Origin of the sequence: Mesorhizobium sp. M0998, assembly GCF_040318885.1 — a bacterium.
Lineage (GTDB): Bacteria > Pseudomonadota > Alphaproteobacteria > Rhizobiales > Rhizobiaceae > Mesorhizobium.
Window position 1 is genome coordinate 23,349 of sequence record NZ_JAMYND010000010.1, and the last position, 16,094, is coordinate 39,442.

At 62.0% G+C, this 16,094-nt stretch carries 17 protein-coding genes; 14 read left to right on the forward strand and 3 right to left on the reverse strand.

The features are described from left to right. Positions 1 to 54: 54 nt before the first annotated feature. The 4 genes from NKH59_RS11740 to tolA all read left to right on the forward strand — a co-directional run bounded on the left by NKH59_RS11740 (position 55) and on the right by tolA (position 3,142). Complete coding sequence (locus NKH59_RS11740) at positions 55 to 495, forward strand: SRPBCC family protein (RefSeq protein ID WP_008873905.1); 441 nt, start codon at positions 55 to 57, stop codon at positions 493 to 495. A 407-nt stretch (positions 496 to 902) separates the two neighbouring features. After that, on the forward strand, positions 903 to 1,484 hold the full coding sequence (locus tag NKH59_RS11745) for a VOC family protein (protein WP_353021972.1): 582 nt from the start codon (positions 903 to 905) through the stop codon (positions 1,482 to 1,484). Positions 1,485 to 1,511: 27 nt separating this feature from the next. Next, entirely contained in the window at positions 1,512 to 2,378 is an 867-nt protein-coding gene (locus NKH59_RS11750; protein WP_352821290.1) for a glutathione S-transferase family protein, read from the forward strand. Positions 2,379 to 2,755: 377 nt separating this feature from the next. Then, positions 2,756 to 3,142, forward strand: coding sequence for a cell envelope integrity protein TolA (gene tolA, locus NKH59_RS11755; RefSeq protein ID WP_353022124.1), 387 nt, complete (start codon positions 2,756 to 2,758; stop codon positions 3,140 to 3,142). A 137-nt stretch (positions 3,143 to 3,279) separates the two neighbouring features. Here tolA and NKH59_RS11760 read toward each other — a convergent pair whose 3' ends face one another. Beyond that, on the reverse strand, positions 3,280 to 3,495 hold the full coding sequence (locus tag NKH59_RS11760; protein WP_023678527.1) for a hypothetical protein: 216 nt from the start codon (positions 3,493 to 3,495) through the stop codon (positions 3,280 to 3,282). A 333-nt stretch (positions 3,496 to 3,828) separates the two neighbouring features. Between NKH59_RS11760 and NKH59_RS11765 the strand changes: the two genes are divergently transcribed. Then, entirely contained in the window at positions 3,829 to 4,800 is a 972-nt protein-coding gene (locus tag NKH59_RS11765; protein WP_353021975.1) for a DUF2865 domain-containing protein, read from the forward strand. A gap of 83 nt (positions 4,801 to 4,883) precedes the next feature. Here NKH59_RS11765 and NKH59_RS11770 read toward each other — a convergent pair whose 3' ends face one another. Next, the gene (locus NKH59_RS11770) at positions 4,884 to 5,237 is read right to left on the reverse strand and encodes a hypothetical protein (protein ID WP_352540241.1); all 354 of its coding nucleotides are present in this window, start codon (positions 5,235 to 5,237) and stop codon (positions 4,884 to 4,886) included. 654 nt (positions 5,238 to 5,891) lie between these two features. Here NKH59_RS11770 and pstS point away from each other — a divergent pair. Genes pstS through phoB form a run of 6 tightly spaced genes read left to right on the forward strand, consistent with a single transcriptional unit; the run spans position 5,892 to position 11,103 of the window. Then, positions 5,892 to 6,953 carry a phosphate ABC transporter substrate-binding protein PstS gene (gene pstS / locus NKH59_RS11775; protein WP_352685935.1) on the forward strand — a complete coding sequence of 354 codons (1,062 nt, stop codon included), beginning with the start codon at positions 5,892 to 5,894 and terminating at the stop codon, positions 6,951 to 6,953. Between the two features lie 59 nt (positions 6,954 to 7,012). After that, positions 7,013 to 8,002, forward strand: coding sequence for a phosphate ABC transporter permease subunit PstC (gene pstC / locus NKH59_RS11780; protein WP_352634128.1), 990 nt, complete (start codon positions 7,013 to 7,015; stop codon positions 8,000 to 8,002). Between the two features lie 3 nt (positions 8,003 to 8,005). Beyond that, positions 8,006 to 8,857, forward strand: coding sequence for a phosphate ABC transporter permease PstA (pstA, locus tag NKH59_RS11785; RefSeq protein ID WP_353021978.1), 852 nt, complete (start codon positions 8,006 to 8,008; stop codon positions 8,855 to 8,857). Beyond that, positions 8,854 to 9,657 carry a phosphate ABC transporter ATP-binding protein PstB gene (gene pstB, locus NKH59_RS11790; protein WP_353021980.1) on the forward strand — a complete coding sequence of 268 codons (804 nt, stop codon included), beginning with the start codon at positions 8,854 to 8,856 and terminating at the stop codon, positions 9,655 to 9,657. The genes pstA and pstB overlap by 4 nt, the downstream gene beginning before the upstream one ends. Before the next feature lie 32 nt (positions 9,658 to 9,689). Further along, positions 9,690 to 10,397, forward strand: a complete 708-nt coding sequence (gene phoU, locus NKH59_RS11795) for a phosphate signaling complex protein PhoU (RefSeq protein ID WP_254816572.1) — start codon at positions 9,690 to 9,692, stop codon at positions 10,395 to 10,397. 16 nt (positions 10,398 to 10,413) lie between these two features. Further along, complete coding sequence (gene phoB / locus NKH59_RS11800; protein WP_031212149.1) at positions 10,414 to 11,103, forward strand: phosphate regulon transcriptional regulator PhoB; 690 nt, start codon at positions 10,414 to 10,416, stop codon at positions 11,101 to 11,103. 9 nt (positions 11,104 to 11,112) lie between these two features. Here the strand turns inward: phoB and NKH59_RS11805 are convergent, their stop codons facing one another. Further along, positions 11,113 to 12,357, reverse strand: a complete 1,245-nt coding sequence (locus NKH59_RS11805; RefSeq protein WP_353021982.1) for an ROK family protein — start codon at positions 12,355 to 12,357, stop codon at positions 11,113 to 11,115. 285 nt (positions 12,358 to 12,642) lie between these two features. Between NKH59_RS11805 and xylF the strand changes: the two genes are divergently transcribed. The 3 genes from xylF to NKH59_RS11820 all read left to right on the forward strand — a co-directional run bounded on the left by xylF (position 12,643) and on the right by NKH59_RS11820 (position 16,005). Next, positions 12,643 to 13,683 (forward strand): D-xylose ABC transporter substrate-binding protein, encoded by a 1,041-nt coding sequence (xylF, locus tag NKH59_RS11810; RefSeq protein WP_352685929.1) that lies wholly within the window; start codon positions 12,643 to 12,645, stop codon positions 13,681 to 13,683. Between the two features lie 141 nt (positions 13,684 to 13,824). Next, positions 13,825 to 15,189, forward strand: coding sequence for a sugar ABC transporter permease (locus tag NKH59_RS11815; protein WP_353021984.1), 1,365 nt, complete (start codon positions 13,825 to 13,827; stop codon positions 15,187 to 15,189). 15 nt (positions 15,190 to 15,204) lie between these two features. After that, positions 15,205 to 16,005: an ATP-binding cassette domain-containing protein gene (locus NKH59_RS11820; RefSeq protein WP_352613525.1), complete on the forward strand. Its 801-nt coding sequence runs from the start codon at positions 15,205 to 15,207 to the stop codon at positions 16,003 to 16,005. Positions 16,006 to 16,094: the final 89 nt, after the last annotated feature.

Consider the following 16,094-nt stretch of genomic DNA (forward strand, 5'->3'; position numbering starts at 1 on the left):
CCACATTCGCTTAAATAGCACGGTATTCGATGCGGATGTGACCTGGAGTGAGCGATGGCGGAATCGGTTTACACAGAGATTGAGGTCGCGGCGCCACAAGCGACCGTGTTCGCGCTTTTGACGGATCCGGACCAGATTGTGCGATGGATCGGGACCGAAGCGAATTTGGATGCAACGCCGGGCGGTCTGTTCCTCGTCAATGTCGGTGGTCGCCATATGGCGCGCGGTGAGTTCACCGAGGTGATCCCGGTCCACCGTCTTGCCTACAGTTTTGGCTGGGAAGACAACGAGACCGTGCCGCCCGGCTCCAGTCATGTCGAGATCGACCTGATCGCGAGGGATGCGGGGACACTGATCCGCTTCACGCACAGCGGACTGCCGAACGCAAAGGAGCGTGACAGCCACCGAAGGGGATGGGAGCACTACCTCTCAAGGCTCAAGATCACTGCCGATGGGGGACATGTCGATCCCGACGTGCCGATGAAGAATATGTGATTTTCATCTAAGGGCCGCGGATGCCCGTAATCCGAACCAGGCGCGGCATGCGTCAACGAGGCCCCCTTTGACCTGCCGTCGCCAAACCGGCCGCTCGGGAAACCCAGCGACCTGCGGGCCGCCGCACCATTACAGCTGCCGGCGACGGGTCGTTTCAGCGAGCTCGGCGAAGGCGTCCGCGATCCCGGTGCCGCTCTTGGCGCCTGCGTGGAGTTCTTGAAACTCAGCGCTTCTGGCGCAACGCCTCGGATTGAATTAGCATCCGTTCATCAAAGCTCCGGCCGCACTCCTGCAGGATGCGGAATGCGGAGCGCAGGCGAGCGAGGCCGGGCGCGGTCACATGCCAAGCGCGACTGGGCATCCGAACTTCCGTTCGGCGGCAAGACGGCGTGGCCGGGAGGAGTCAGATGCAAAAGCTGCAATCGCAAGGTGTTCATCACATCACGCTGGTCGGGGCCGGGCGCCAGACTTCCATCGGTTTCTGGGAGGGCGTGCTTGGCATGCCTTTCATCTTCGAGCAGCCCAATCTCGATAAGGCGAGCGAAAGCCATCTCTATTTCGATCCGGGCGACGGCCGGCTGATCACCGTCTTCACCGACGAAAGCCGCACGCCGGTCAAGCGGCGCACGCCGACCGACACCGGCTGCGTCCATCATATCGCTTTCGCGGTGTCGCGCGTCACCTTTCTGCAGGCGGTTGCCCGGCTCGACGAGCGCGCCATCAAGCACAGCGGCGTCAAGGATCGCGGCTTCATGGACTCGATCTATTTCGAGGATCCGCTCGGCCTGCTGATCGAACTCGCCTCCTACCGTTTCGAACCGCCGGCGGGCTTCACCCATGCCGACGTGCTGATGCAGGCGCACAAGATCCGCGTCGCGCGCGGCGACTACAACATCGCCGAAGTGCACCTTGCCGATGCGATCCAGGCGCTTGTCGAGCGCTCGCGCACGACCTTGTCGGAGGATCGCGCACCGAAAAATCCATACTGACGACACGCCGAACAAAGGGAGGATACAATGGCGAAGACAGCAACCAAGAGTGCCACGAAGCCCGCCGCCAAGGCAGCCAGGCCAGGAGCGGAGCCGGCGGCCAAAGCCGCCGCCAAGTCAGCGGCGAAAGTGGCAAAGCCGGCGGCCAAGGTCTCCGCCAAGAAGCTGGCGCCGAAGGCCAAGGCGAAACCGGCGAAAAAGCCCGCGCTCTCGCTCAGCATGCTGAAGCCCAGCGTCAACAATATGAGCGTTCGAGTGTTTGCACGCGCCGCCGGGCTCGATCATTCCGAGACCGACGTATGGGGTCTCACGCGCTCGCCCGAATACATGGCGCGAAACCCGGCCCATCTTACGCCGATGATCGAGGACAAGGGCCTGCCGAGAGGTGTCTTATGGGAAAGCTGCGCCATTATGCAGTACCTCGCCAACAAGCACGGGCTGGAGAAACTATATCCCAAGGCGCCGGCCAAGCGGGCAATGATCGACAGTGCCATGTTCTACCTGATCGGGACGCTCTACCCCTATGTGGCGCGCGCCACATATCCTGTGCTGAATTTCCCGCAATATGCCGGCGAGGTCGGCCACAGCGACGCCCACCCCGACAAGAAGTCGGAAGCCCAGAAGGCCGCTATAGAGGCGATAGCCGAGCCGCTGGAGGTGTTTCACAGCTTCTTCAGGAACGGCAAGCCGTTCATCGGCGGCAAGAACCCGTCGATCGCCGACATCCGCCTGGCGGCGACGCTCGAGTTCCTCGCCGTCATCGACTACGCGCTGCCCCAATGGGCAAAAGACTATATGGCGGCGATCGAGAAGAAGCTCGGCAAGGCCTATGCCGAGCCGGCCGGCGACGTGCGCGGCTATATCGCCTATGTGAGGTCGCAGGCCAACGCCTGAGTCACATGCCAATAGCGGTCGTCCGCACGTCTGCAGGAGCCGGTAATGAACTGGGGATTTTCTTAATCTCCCCTGTTTGCACGATGTGGGGAGCTTAAGGTTTCGTTAACCTAAACCCTTTCTACTGAATCCACCTCCAGCCCGCGACCACGGATGTACTGGCGCGGATGGGAAGCAAAGGTCGGCTGCGCGCCGGCCTTTTGCTTATTTCAGCCCCTGCCGAAGTTGCGCCAGACGGCGTTTCACGACGCCTGCATGGCTGATGAAACGCGTCGCCGCCATCTTGTCATCGCCGCTGTCGGCCCTACCATCGAAGTTCGTCCCGTCCTCGAGGGCGGTTCAAGGACAGAGGCCCTGCCATGAAAAGCATTGCTGGAATGATCGTGATCGCAGGCGCCATGCTGGTGGGCGCAACCGGTCAATCGAATGCAGCGACGCTCAACACCATGCCCGAGGTCGGGGCTGCCATCCAGGCGTGCTGGACCCCTCCGGCGAATGCCGGGAATTCCACCGTCACCCTGAGCTTCAGCTTCAGGCGCGATGGCACGCTGATCGGCCGGCCCAAGCCGACCGCCATCCGCGTCGCCGGCGAGGAGAAGACGCGCCAAGCTTTTGTCGACGCGGCGGTCGCGGCCGTGGACCATTGCCTGCCGTTGAGCTTTTCACCGGCGCTGGCTGAAGGCATCCCGGGCAAGGTGTTCACTCTGCAATTCAACTCGCCCAAACAAGAACAGGCTGCACCGCGAGTGAAGGCTTCGCCTTGATCTTTTCCGACAACCGGATTCCACTTTTCGGGACCTAATGCATGTCGCGCAAAAGCGTGCAGCGGTTTTGCGACAACGACATGCATTAGACAAGAACCTAAGCGCGTCGCATGAGGCCCGGTCGACCGCGATGCGCTTTAGTGGCGCCTTCGTCTCGCCTCGACATGTCGCGCCAGTTCCGGCATCTCGAAGACATAGTCGCTCCAGGCCGATTCCGGTATCTGGCCGGCGAGATAGCATTCCAGCAAAAGCCTCTGCTCGTGGTCGAGTGGCCTCGGTGCGCGTTCATGGTCCAACCCAAGTGAATGGAACAGATTCCTGGTCAGGTCCGCGACAGTGAAGTGGATCGACATTTGCGGTCTCCTCCTTTGGCCGCTCAACGCCGATCCCAGGGCTAAGGTTTTCAGCAACGGCCGGCCGGTAACGCCGGATTGATCGCGATGCCGAACCCGCCGCGCGCATCAAACTTCGCCGTGGGGGCGTCCGCCGGCGTTGCTGCCGGTTCGTCTCAATCTTGAAATAAAAATGTAATATTGAATTTACACGAGGGGATCTAATACACTAGAGCTAAAGTCTCTTGTGGCGGTTTGATCTACTTCAATTAGGAAAAACTGATTTAGCTAGTACTTATCCATAGTCGACAAAGAAATCCTGTTCTCGGTGCAACAAGGATAATGGTCGTTCCAATGACACGCTTCTGGCCCCTCACGATTCTGATGCTGGTGTCGGCAATAGCCGTTGCGCTCGGCACATCCTTCTCCTATGCGGATAGCTGCGGTGCCATCAGGAGCCAATTGCTTTCGGCGGGGCGCAGCGGCGGGACCAGCCCCGAGCTTGCCCAACTGCGCCGGCAACTCGCCGCGATTCAAAAGCTTGAGAGACAACGCAGATGCACGGCGAAAACCGCCGGCTTCTTCTTCAATCCCTGCGCCGACCTAGTCAGCAGCAAGGCGGAGGTGCAACGGCAGATCGCCAGACTGTCGAATTCGAGCAGGGACACGTCCGGACTGAAGGCCAGGTTTGTCGCGCTGGGCTGCGCCGCCCCCGCTGCCAAGAAACAGCCGGCGCAGCAACGCACGGCACCCAAGGCCCAGTCCGCAGGCACAACAATTGGCGGCAATCGGATGCTGTTTTGCGTTCGCTTGTCGGACGGATATTTCTTCCCCGCGCCAAAATCGCAGTTCGCCAAGAGCGACGATCAGAAGGAAACGGTCGATCAGTGTCGCTACATCTGCGACGATGCCGGCGTCGACCTCTATATGCTGAGCGACGCCACTCGCGAGACCGAGGAGATGGTCGCGCTCGAGTCGGGAAAACCCTATGTGGAGCTACCTGCCGCGTTCCGGTACCGCGACGACGCGAACTTCAAGGCCTGTGACGTCAAGCGCTATTACCAGCGCGTTGCCGAACTCAGGGCACGAACCGTGACACCGGCCAACATGAGCAACGCCATCATTCCGTTGCCGACCGCAAAGCCGGATCTTGGCGTCGTCGCGGAAATTCCTGAATCCGGGATCGAAACTGCCGGTGCGGCTCTCGCAGGGGCAAAAACGTCGGTTTTCGAGGTGCCAGGGACTGCCCAGCATCAGTCGATCGAGAAAGCGATCGGCGCGCGGCCGGTGAGAGTGGTCGGGCCGGCCTTTTTCCCGGCGGACTGACCAGGGCGGGCGATGTTCCGAGACGGCTGGCCGGATAGCCGCTTCAAGGCCTGGAGCCGTGCGCATCGACCGACGTCGGCTGGTTATTCGCAGACCATGCGGGCCCGTTTACCGGGCTCGCTGACATTTTTGCAAGTTAGCGGCTTCGTCGACTCCGGCGACAGCATGGGCGGGTTGTTGGTGACCCTCCTCCGAGGCGTTGCAACGGAAGCCGCGCTCCTGCGCACCGCCGGCCTTTTCGGCGTTTGCGGCGCCACTGGAAAGACGTCGGTCTCCAGTTGCGACTGTTCGGCTTGCGCCTGCGGCGAAGGCCTGTCCCAGAAACGGCGAACATCGAGCGGCTTGGGAATGATGACGGTGCCGTCATAGCTGCGCGCGCAGCCGCTTCCCAGAGGCAGCGCCAGGCACAGGAAGACAGGCAGAATCCGTCGAGACATCAGCAATACCCCTGCAAGCTTATAACGCTGCTTCGGCCTAACCGACAACCGGCGGAATAGGGCGAAGGGAGTAGATACCGTGAAGTAGAAGTCGCCGCACTTCCAGTGGAAGGCGTTGCTCGAAGATCGAGCGCCGGGTCGGGCGCGGATGGAGGTCCAGCGCGAGTTAGAACCTTGCGATTCGTCAACGCTTCCAGCGTAAGGCCATGGTGCGATCGCACCATACCAAAGCCGCGCTCAGTGGCGACAATGGGATATTCGAAGTTCCGCTCCTCCAGTTACGGGCGGGAGCAGCGACCGCCGGCAAGAAACAGGGTCAGATTTACCCCAACGGACCTGTTTCGGCGATGGCGCGGCCATGACACGTTCTGGCTGCATGCAACGCGCTCCCGTCCGGCTTTTTTCTTTTAAAGCCGGTGGCTGCGATCGCCGAGCAGACGATGCCGGCCGGAATTCACGCAAGCTGCTGATTCCAGCGGCAAACCGCGGCCCATGCCGACAAAAGCCCGCGGCCGCTCCTTCTTAACCCGGCTGGACGTCGTTACCGGAGCGACATGAAACTGTCATGCGACTGTAATAATCGGGGGCTATTGGCCTCAGCGGGCGCCGGAGGAATGGCGCCGAGAGACCATATTCCGAACAGGAGCAGGCCACATGAGACATTTCATCCGCTCGGCGGCCGTTGCGATTGCAATGGCTGCGGCGACGACCACCCTCACCCTGTCCGCCGCGCTCGCCGCGGACATCTCCGGCGCCGGCGCCACCTTCCCCTACCCGATCTATGCGAAGTGGGCCGACACCTACAAGAAAGACACCGGCGTTGGCCTTAACTACCAGTCGATCGGTTCCGGCGGCGGCATCAAGCAGATCAAGGCCAAGACCGTTACCTTCGGCGCTTCGGATGCGCCGCTCAAGGGCGACGAGCTTGAAGCGACCGGACTGGCTCAGTTCCCGATGGTGATGGGCGGCATCGTTCCCGTCGTCAATCTCGAAGGCATCAAGCCGGGCGAGTTGGTTCTCGACGGCCCGACGCTGGCCGACATCTTCCTCGGCAAGATCACGAGCTGGGATGACGAAGCGATCAAGAAGCTCAATCCCGACGTCAAGCTGCCTTCGCAGGCGATCGCGGTCGTTCACCGTTCCGATGGTTCGGGCACGACGTTCAACTTCACCTATTACCTCGGCGACGTCAGCGCGGTCTGGAAAGAAAAGGTCGGCGTCGACAAGGCCGTGGAATGGCCGGTCGGCATCGGCGCCAAGGGCAATGAGGGCGTTGCCAACAACGTCTCCCAGACCGGCGGCGCGATCGGTTATGTCGAATATGCCTACGCCAAGCAGAACAAGCTCACCCACACCGATATGATCAACAAGGACGGCAAGAAGGTCGAGCCCACCGCGGCGGGGTTCTCGGCGGCAGCGGCCAATGCCGACTGGAGCTCGCAGCCGGGCTATGGCGTCATCCTCGCCAACGAGCCGGGCGCCGAGTCCTGGCCGATGACGGCGGCAACGTGGATCCTGCTCTACAAGAAGCCGGATGATGCCGCGACCACCGGCGAAGCGCTCAAATTCTTCGCCTGGGCATACGACAAGGGCGACGAGATGGCCGGCGAGCTGGACTACGTTCCGATGCCCGACAAGGTGGTTGAGAGCGTCAAGGCCATGTGGGCCAAGGAAGTCGTCGGCGACGACGGCAAGCCGCTCTACTCGGCTATGTAATCTCCTCCAGGGAGGGCGTCGACGGCGCCCTCCCTGTTGCCTTTAATCGCGAGGACCCAATGACCATCGCTTCCGATGCCATGCCATCATCTGCAGCAGCCCGGGCCAGGGAAGCTACTGTGCGGCGCTTCGCGCTCACAGATGCCATATTCCGCGGACTCACCCGCGCTTCCGCAATTCTTGTGCTGGTCATCCTCGGCGGTGTCGCCATCTCGCTGTTTGCCGGCTCATGGCAGGCGCTGTCGTCGTTCGGTTTTTCTTTCCTGACGACTGAGAGCTGGAATCCCGTTACGGAAAAATTTGGCGCACTGGCGCCGATCTACGGCACGCTGGTGACGGCGGCCATTGCCATCCTGATCGCGGTTCCGATCGGCATCGGCATTGCAATCTTTCTCACCGAGCTCTGCCCGCGCCCGCTCAGGCGCCCGATCGGCATAGCGGTCGAGCTGTTGGCCGGCATTCCTTCGATCATCTACGGCATCTGGGGCCTGTTCGTGTTCGCGCCGTTCCTGCAGACGACGATACAGCCCTTCATCATCAACATCTTCCACGGCGTGCCGGGACTATCCAGCCTTTTCGCCGGCCCTCCTTACGGCATCGGCCTTCTGACCTCGGCGCTGATCCTCGCCATCATGGTGCTGCCCTTCATCACCTCGATCACCAAGGACGTCTTCGATACGGTGCCGGCGGTGCTGAAGGAATCGGCCTACGGCATCGGTTGCACGACCTGGGAAGTGACCCGGCGCGTGGTCATTCCCTATACCCGCATCGGTATCATGGGCGGCGTCATGCTTGGCCTCGGCCGGGCACTCGGCGAAACCATGGCGGTGACTTTCGTCATCGGCAACGCACATCGCATCAGTGCCTCCCTGTTCGCGCCGGGCACGACGATCTCGGCGACCATCGCCAATGAATTCACCGAGGCCGACGGCGACCTCTACACCTCCTCGCTGGTTTCGCTCGGCCTGATCCTCTTCGTCATCACCTTCCTGATCCTCGCCGCCGCCCGCTATATGCTGATGCGGATCGACGCCCGTACGGGAGCCTGACCGATGTCGACATCCTCATCGCTCCACAGCCGCCGCAAAGCCAGGAATTCGGTGATGATGGCGCTTTGCGTCGTCGCCGCCGGCATCGGGCTTGCCGGGCTGGCGCTCATTCTCGGCGCGTTGGTCTATAAGGGCACAGCCGGGCTTTCGCTCGCGGTCTTCACCGAGATGACGCCACCACCGGGCGAGGCCGGCGGCTTGCTCAATGCCATCACGGGCAGCCTGCTGATGACGATCATCGCCGTTGTCGTCGGCACGCCGATCGGCGTGCTGGCGGGAACCTACATGGCCGAGTATGGACGCTTTTCGCGCATCACCACCGTCGTCCGCTTCATCAACGACATCCTGTTGTCGGCGCCGTCGATCATCATCGGCTTGTTTGTCTATGAGCTGATGGTGCGGCCAATGGGACATTTCTCGGCCATTGCCGGCGCCGTGGCGCTTGCCATCCTGGTCATTCCGGTGGTCGTGCGCACCACTGAAGACATGCTCAACCTGGTGCCGAACGCGTTGCGTGAAGCCGGTGCCGCGATCGGCGCGCCGCGCTGGGTGGTGATCCGTTCGGTCGCCTACCGCGCCGCATTGTCCGGCATCGTCACCGGCATATTGCTGGCGATAGCACGCATTTCCGGCGAGACGGCGCCGCTGCTCTTCACCGCGCTCAACAACCAGTTCTGGAGCAGCAATATCAACGCGCCGATGGCCAGCCTGCCGGTGACCATCTTCCAGTTCGCTCTCAGCCCTTACGAGGAATGGCAGCAACTGGCGTGGACCGGCGCACTCATAATCACCCTGACGGTTCTGGGCTTGAGCATCCTCGCCCGCAGCCTTACCGGACGCAGAGAGGACAGATGACACAGATGTTGTCCCCAGACATGACGATGACCGAAACGGTCACCGAGAAGACGAAGATCGAGGTCAAGAATCTCAACTTCTACTACGGCCAGAGCAAGGCGCTGAAGGACATCAGCCTGTCGCTGCCCGAGCGCAGCGTCACGGCCTTCATCGGCCCTTCGGGCTGCGGGAAATCGACGCTGCTGCGTGTGTTCAACCGCATCTATGAGCTCTACCCAAAACAGACGGCCGAGGGCCAGGTGCTGCTCGACGGCAAGAACATTCTCGACCGGTCGCAGGATCTCAACCTCCTCAGGACCAAGATCGGCATGGTGTTCCAGAAGCCGACGCCGTTCCCGATGTCGATCTACGAGAACATCGCCTTCGGCGTCAGGCTCTACGAGAACCTCGGCAAGTCCGAGGTGGACGGCCGCGTCGAACAGGCGTTGAAGCGCGCCGCGCTGTGGAGCGAGGTCAAGGACAAGCTCAACGCCAGCGGCTTGAGCCTGTCCGGCGGCCAGCAGCAGCGGCTCTGTATCGCCCGCACCGTGGCGGTGAAGCCGGAAGTCATTCTGCTCGACGAACCGGCTTCGGCGCTCGACCCGCTGTCGACGGCCAAGATCGAGGAACTGATCGACGAATTGCAAGCCGACTACACGATCGTCATCGTCACCCACAACATGCAGCAGGCGGCGCGCGTGTCGCGCCAGACGGCCTTCATGTATCTGGGTGAACTGGTCGAGTTCGACCGGACCGAGAAGATCTTCACGTCGCCCCGCGAGAAGCGCACGCAGGACTACATCACGGGCCGCTTCGGCTGAGCCGTTCCGATCATGCATATGAGGACAGGACCATGGGCGAACACACAGTCGCTTCTTTCGACGAGGATCTCGAGCAGATCAGCAAGCTGATCCGCGACATGGCCGACCTCGCCGGTTCGATGGTCGGCGGGGCGACCAAGGCGCTGTTGAATTCCGACAACGTGCTGGCGCAACGCGTCGTTTCCGACGACGCCATCATGGATGCGCGTCAACGCGAACTGGACGACCGCGCCATCACCCTGATCGCCAAACGCCAGCCGATGGCCCACGATCTTCGCCATGTGGTCGGAGCGATCCGCATGGCGGGCGACCTCGAACGCATCGGCGACCTTGCCAAGAATATCGCCAAGCGCGTGAGTGCGGTCGGCCTCAGCGTCACGCCGCGGGACCTGTCGCATTCCATCGACGCGATGGCGCAGCTGGTTCTCATCCAGGTGCAGGGTGTCATCGAGGAATATGCTGCAGGCGATGCGGCCGCGTTGGCCAAGCTTCGTGCCGCCGACGAGCGCATCGACGTTAAATACACGTCCGTGTTCCGCGAGCTGTTGACCTACATGATGGAAGATCCGCGCAACATCACCGCTTGCACGCACCTGCTGTTCTGCGCCAAGAATCTGGAGCGGATCGGCGACCATGTCACCAACATCGCCGAAAATGCGTATTATGTGCTGACCGGCGAGCAATTGCCGGTCAATCGTCCGAAGCAGGACGAAACGACAATGTCCGCACCGGTGACATGATGGGGGTGCCCAGCCGATGATCGCACCACGCATAATGGTGGTGGAGGACGAGGAGCCGTTGGGTGTGCTGCTCCGCTACAATCTCGAATCCGAAGGCTACCAGGTCGAGGTGGTGACACGCGGCGACGAAGCCGAGATCCGTTTGCAGGAGAATGTGCCCGACCTTTTGGTGCTCGACTGGATGATACCAGCGGTTTCCGGCATCGAGCTCTGTCGTCGGTTGCGGGTGCGCCCCGAAACCGAGCGGCTGCCGATCATCATGCTGACCGCGCGCGGCGAGGAGAGCGACCGGGTGCGCGGTCTTTCGACCGGCGCCGACGACTATCTGGTCAAGCCGTTTTCGACACCGGAATTCATGGCCAGGGTCAAGGCGCTGCTGCGGCGCGCCAAGCCGGAAGTGCTGTCCAGCGTGCTGAAGGTCGGCGACATCGTGCTCGATCGCGAATCGCACAGGGTCTATCGCAAGAAGAGCGAAATCAGGCTCGGGCCGACCGAATTCCGGCTGCTCGAGTTCATGATGCGGCATCCGGGCCGTGTCTTCTCGCGCAGCCAGTTACTCGATAATGTCTGGGGCGAGACAATCTACATCGACGAACGCACCGTCGACGTGCATGTCGGGCGGCTGCGCAAAGCCGTCAACAACGGCCGGATGCCGGATGTCATCCGCACCATCCGCGGCGCCGGCTATGCGATCAGGGAAGATTGACCCGCCTGGTCAGGCTACGTTCTTTCTGACGCTGGGCCTCATTTGCGCGCCCGGCGCGAAAATCTCCTGGTCGACGAAGCTTAACGCCCGCATCGCGCAGCCTTCGCGGATCAGCGGCAATTCGTTCGGCTCTGTATCGAAGGAGATCGAGCCTGAATGCTGGCCGCCGGCGGTCTGGGCGATTGCCTTCCGCAAGGCCGGCTCGATCAGATCGAAGGCGGCGGCACTGGCGCCGACCATCGCGACCGGTGCCGGATCGATCAGCGCGAACAGCGAGCCGAGACCGAAACCCAGCGCTTCGCCGGCCTTGCGGTAGGCCTCGCGTTCCGGCCCATCTTTCTCGCGCGCCCGGGCCGCCAGTGCTCGCATGTCGGCGTCGCTGACGTCGGCGACCGGTTCGCTGTCTTCGCTCATCTGCCTGGCGTTGCGCCAGATGGCGTAGTTGCCGGCATACGCCTCGATGCAGCCGCGCCGCCCGCAACGGCAGCGCGCGCCGCCCGGACGATGGATCATGTGGCCAAATTCGCCGCCCGAGGAATGCGTCCCGGTGAACAGTTCGCCCTTCAGCACCAGCCCCATGCCGATGCCATGCGAAAGCAGGATGGCGATGAAGTCGTCGCGATAGCGATCCGGATTGCGCCAGCGCAAAGCCACCGCCATCATGTTGCAGTCGTTCTCCACCGTTGCCGGGATGCCGAATTCGTCCTCCAGCATGTCGGCAAAGGCGATGTCGGTCTGCGGCGTGATCGGCGACCACAGCATGGCGCGTGCAGGGGAGTCGGTAATGCCCTGAATCGCCAGGGCGATGCGGGCGACACTGCGGACGTCAAGGTCTGGATCCTGCAGCCGGCGCCGGACGATGGCCATGCATTCACGGATCAGCTCGTCGCGCGGCATAGTCAGCGTGTCCAGCCGGCGCTGTTCCTCGGCGACCACCTGTCCCGTATAGTCGATAATGGCGGCCGAAAGGAAATTCAGCGACAACACCACGGTCAGCACCGCCGCCGCTTCCGGGTTGAGGGCGAGGCCGACTTGCGGACGACCGCGTTTCAACGAAACGGGCTCACTTGGCTTGCTCTCGGCGAGGATGCCTTCCCGTATCAGGTCGGAAGAAATCGCCGATATGGTCGAATGACTGAGGCCGGTGGTAGCTGCGATCTCAGTACGCGATGGCTGGCCGGCCCGGCGCACCGCCGAGATCACCATCGCCCGGTTGCGCCGGCGCAAATCGTCATGGCGGATTCCGACCGACATTGTTTTGCTTTCCTCCCGGTTGCCGCGGCCGCTCATGAACCGGAAGCCGTCGGTAATGTCCGACAAATAGTGTCGGATGAGGCAAATAGTGTCAGATGCAGGTGGCGCTGTCATCGTTTATTCCGACGCTCGAAAAAACTCGCAGAGTCATCAAAATTCATCAGAATCGATGTTGACAGCAGCCGGAGATCGGACCAGTATTTTTTCGAGGCTCGAAAAAATTAGAGCTTCTAAGCTGGTCTTTGAGCCAATTGGTCACGCCGTACGCGGCGCAGGGAGGATATGATGAAGAAATTCACGACCGCCATTCTGGCGGGTGTCGCCATGACGCTGGCGCTGGCGTCGGTGGCGCAGGCTAAAGACAAGGTCATCGGCGTTTCCTGGTCGAACTTCCAGGAAGAGCGCTGGAAGACCGACGAGGCCGCAATGAAGGCGGCCATCGAGGCCGCAGGCGACAAGTATATTTCCGCCGACGCACAGTCCAACCCCGGCAAGCAGCTCACCGACGTCGAGAGCCTGATCTCGCAGGGCGCCAACGCACTGATCATCCTGGCGCAGGACGCCTCGGCCATCGGGCCGGCCGTGCAAAAGGCGCTGGACGAAGGTATTCCGGTTGTCGGCTACGACCGGCTGATCGAGAACAAGGACGTCTTTTACCTGACCTTCGACAACAAGGAAGTCGGCCGCATGCAGGCCCGGGAAGTCTTCAAGGTGAAGCCGGAAGGCAACTATGTCTTCATCAAGGGTTCGGGTTCCGATCCGAATGCCGATTTCCTGTTTGCCGGTTCGATGGAGGTGCTGAAGGCGGCAATAGACAGCGGCAAGATCAAGAATGTCGGCGAGGCCTATACCGACGGCTGGCTGCCGGCCAACGCTCAGAAGAACATGGAACAGTTCCTGACCGCCAACGACAACAAGGTCGATGCCGTGGTCGCGGCCAATGACGGCACTGCCGGCGGCGTCGTCGCCGCGCTGACAGCGCAAGGGCTGGCCGGATCGGTTCCGGTTTCGGGCCAGGACGGCGACCACGCCGCGCTGAACCGCATCGCGCTCGGCACACAGACCGTGTCGGTGTGGAAGGATGCGCGCGAGCTCGGCAAGAATGCCGCCGAGATCGCCTCGCAGCTGGCCGACGGCAAGCAGATGACCGACATTGCCGGCGTGAAGGATTTCACCACGCCCGGCGGCAATACCGTCAAGTCGCTGTTCCTGACCCCGGTCGCCATCACCAAGGACAACCTCAACGTCGTCATCGACGCCGGCTGGATCAAGAAAGAAGAGGTCTGCGCCGGCGTGACGGCTGGCACTGTTGCAGTCTGCAACTGAGCCGACGTTTCCGAGAAGTCCGAACGCCGCGGCCGCTCGCCGCGGCGTTTTTCAACAAGAGTTGTTTTTCCGCTTCCGGCGGATAACTTCTAGGCTGCTTCCGGCATCCGCGGCAGACGGCAACCCGGCGGGAGAAACATCATGACCGACACGACGTCCAACACGCCGGTCGACAGCACGGCAGACCGGGCACGGGAATCCGAGCTCGGCATCGTTGCCCGATTTCTCAAGGCAACCGAACTCGACACGCGCATGCTCGGCATGGTCGGCGCGCTGCTGGTCATCTGGGTCGGCCTGCATGTCATTTCCAGCGTACGGCTCGGCGTCAATCCGTTCGACTTCGACAGCCGGACCTTCCTGACGCCACGCAATCTCTGGAACCTGTCGGTGCAGACTTCCGCCGTGGCCATAATGGCCGCCGGAATGGTGCTGGTTATCGTCATGCGCAATATCGACCTGTCAGTCGGTTCCGCCGAAGGCCTGATCGGCGTGGTCATGGGCTTTGCGCAGGTGCATTTCCTGGTGCGAATGATCGGTCTGCAATTAGGCAATCCCTGGATCTGGATCCTGGCACTGGCCATCGGCCTGGCGCTTGGCCTTCTGATCGGAGCGTTCCAGGGATACATCATCGCTTATCTCGAGGTGCCGGCCTTCATCGTGACGCTGGGCGGCCTTCTGGTCTGGCGGGGTGCCGCATGGTGGGTCGTCAGTGGGCAGACGATTGCGCCGCTGGATGCCACTTTCCAGCTGATGGGCGGCGGACCGACGGGTTCGATCGGCGCGCGATGGAGCTGGATCGTCGGAATTGTCGCGTGCCTGGCGGTTGTGTTCATGCTGCTCAACGGGCGGGTGCAGCGCAAGCGGTTCCGCTTCCCGTTACGCCCGATCTGGGCCGAGACGTTCCTCGGGGCCGTCACTTGCCTTGTCATCATGGGCGCCATATGGCTTGCCAATTCCTATCCTTGGCCGGTCGGCATCGTGAACAGATATGCGGCGGCCAACAATATAACCGTTCCCGAAGGCGGGCTGTTCATCGCCCATGGCATCGCCATACCCGTGCTGATGGCTGTTGCCGTAGGGCTGATCATGACCTTCATCGCCAAGCGTACCCGTTTCGGCCGCTATGTCTTCGCCATCGGCGGCAATCCGGAAGCAGCCAACCTTGCCGGTATCAACACGCGCTGGGTGACCATGAAGGTGTTCATGATCATGGGCGTGCTGGCGACGATCGCCGCGGCGATCTCGTCAGCCAGGCAGAACTCGTCGACCAATGCGCTGGGCACGCTGGACGAGCTCCTGGTCATCGCGGCGGCGGTGATCGGCGGCACGTCGCTCGCCGGCGGCTCCGGCACAGTGCTCGGCGCCATGCTCGGCGCGCTTTTGATGCAGTCGCTGCAGTCCGGCATGGTGCTGCTCGGCATCGATTCACCGCTGCAGAGCATCGTTGTCGGCGCCGTGCTGGTGCTCGCGGTGTGGCTCGATACCGTCTATCGCAAACGCGTTTAGGGAGGAGGAACGATCATGGCAGACAAAACCGCTCCCACGGGCACGCCGCTGATCGACATGCGCAACATCTCCATCGCTTTCGGCGGCATTCGCGCCGTCGACGATGCCTCTGTCGACCTTTTCCCGGGCGAGGTGATGGCTTTGCTCGGTCACAACGGTGCCGGCAAATCGACGTTGATAAAAATCCTGTCCGGCGCCTACAAGCGCGATGCGGGCCAGATTTTGGTCAACGGCGAGGAGGCTTCGATCTCCAATCCCCGCGACGCCAAGAAGTACGGCATCGAGACGATCTACCAGACGCTGGCGCTGGCCGACAATGTCGATGCGGCCGCCAACCTGTTTCTCGGCCGCGAGCTGATGACCGGCTGGGGAACGCTCGACGACGTCGCCATGGAGGCCGAGGCGCGCAAAGTGATGGGCAGGCTCAATCCGCGTTTCCAACGCTTCAAGGAGCCGGTGGTAAAGCTTTCGGGCGGCCAGCGGCAGTCGGTGGCGATCGCCCGCGCCATCCTGTTCAATGCTCGCATCCTGATCATGGACGAGCCGACGGCTGCACTCGGGCCGCAAGAGACGGCGCAGGTCGGCGAACTGGTCAGGCAGCTCAAGGCCGACGGCATCGGCATCTTCCTGATCAGCCATGATATTCACGACGTGTTCGAGCTTGCCGACCGTGTCTGCGTCATGAAGAACGGTCGGGTTGTCGGAACGGCGCGCACAACCGACGTCACCCAGGACGAGGTGCTCGGCATGATCATCCTCGGCAAGTGCCCACCCGGCGCCATTCCGGGGCCGGGCGCGCTGAAGATCGCCGCATGAACGAGAATTAGCCGGCTAATCACACGCCGCCAAAATGTGCCAGCCGTCACCATGCTTTGGCCTCGCCATTGTGTTGGCGTCAGGACTTG

Coding starts and splice junctions, on each gene's coding strand:
- xylF (WP_352685929.1), top strand. CDS start 12,643: ATGAAGAAATTCACGACCGCCATTCTGGCGGGTGTCGCCATGACGCTG.
- NKH59_RS11750 (WP_352821290.1), top strand. CDS start 1,512: ATGGCGAAGACAGCAACCAAGAGTGCCACGAAGCCCGCCGCCAAGGCA.
- tolA (WP_353022124.1), top strand. CDS start 2,756: ATGATCGTGATCGCAGGCGCCATGCTGGTGGGCGCAACCGGTCAATCG.
- pstC (WP_352634128.1), top strand. CDS start 7,013: ATGACCATCGCTTCCGATGCCATGCCATCATCTGCAGCAGCCCGGGCC.
- NKH59_RS11805 (WP_353021982.1), bottom strand. CDS start 12,357: ATGTCGGTCGGAATCCGCCATGACGATTTGCGCCGGCGCAACCGGGCG.
- NKH59_RS11820 (WP_352613525.1), top strand. CDS start 15,205: ATGGCAGACAAAACCGCTCCCACGGGCACGCCGCTGATCGACATGCGC.
- NKH59_RS11770 (WP_352540241.1), bottom strand. CDS start 5,237: ATGTCTCGACGGATTCTGCCTGTCTTCCTGTGCCTGGCGCTGCCTCTG.
- phoB (WP_031212149.1), top strand. CDS start 10,414: ATGATCGCACCACGCATAATGGTGGTGGAGGACGAGGAGCCGTTGGGT.
- NKH59_RS11740 (WP_008873905.1), top strand. CDS start 55: ATGGCGGAATCGGTTTACACAGAGATTGAGGTCGCGGCGCCACAAGCG.
- phoU (WP_254816572.1), top strand. CDS start 9,690: ATGGGCGAACACACAGTCGCTTCTTTCGACGAGGATCTCGAGCAGATC.
- pstS (WP_352685935.1), top strand. CDS start 5,892: ATGAGACATTTCATCCGCTCGGCGGCCGTTGCGATTGCAATGGCTGCG.
- NKH59_RS11745 (WP_353021972.1), top strand. CDS start 903: ATGCAAAAGCTGCAATCGCAAGGTGTTCATCACATCACGCTGGTCGGG.
- pstB (WP_353021980.1), top strand. CDS start 8,854: ATGACACAGATGTTGTCCCCAGACATGACGATGACCGAAACGGTCACC.
- pstA (WP_353021978.1), top strand. CDS start 8,006: ATGTCGACATCCTCATCGCTCCACAGCCGCCGCAAAGCCAGGAATTCG.
- NKH59_RS11765 (WP_353021975.1), top strand. CDS start 3,829: ATGACACGCTTCTGGCCCCTCACGATTCTGATGCTGGTGTCGGCAATA.
- NKH59_RS11815 (WP_353021984.1), top strand. CDS start 13,825: ATGACCGACACGACGTCCAACACGCCGGTCGACAGCACGGCAGACCGG.
- NKH59_RS11760 (WP_023678527.1), bottom strand. CDS start 3,495: ATGTCGATCCACTTCACTGTCGCGGACCTGACCAGGAATCTGTTCCAT.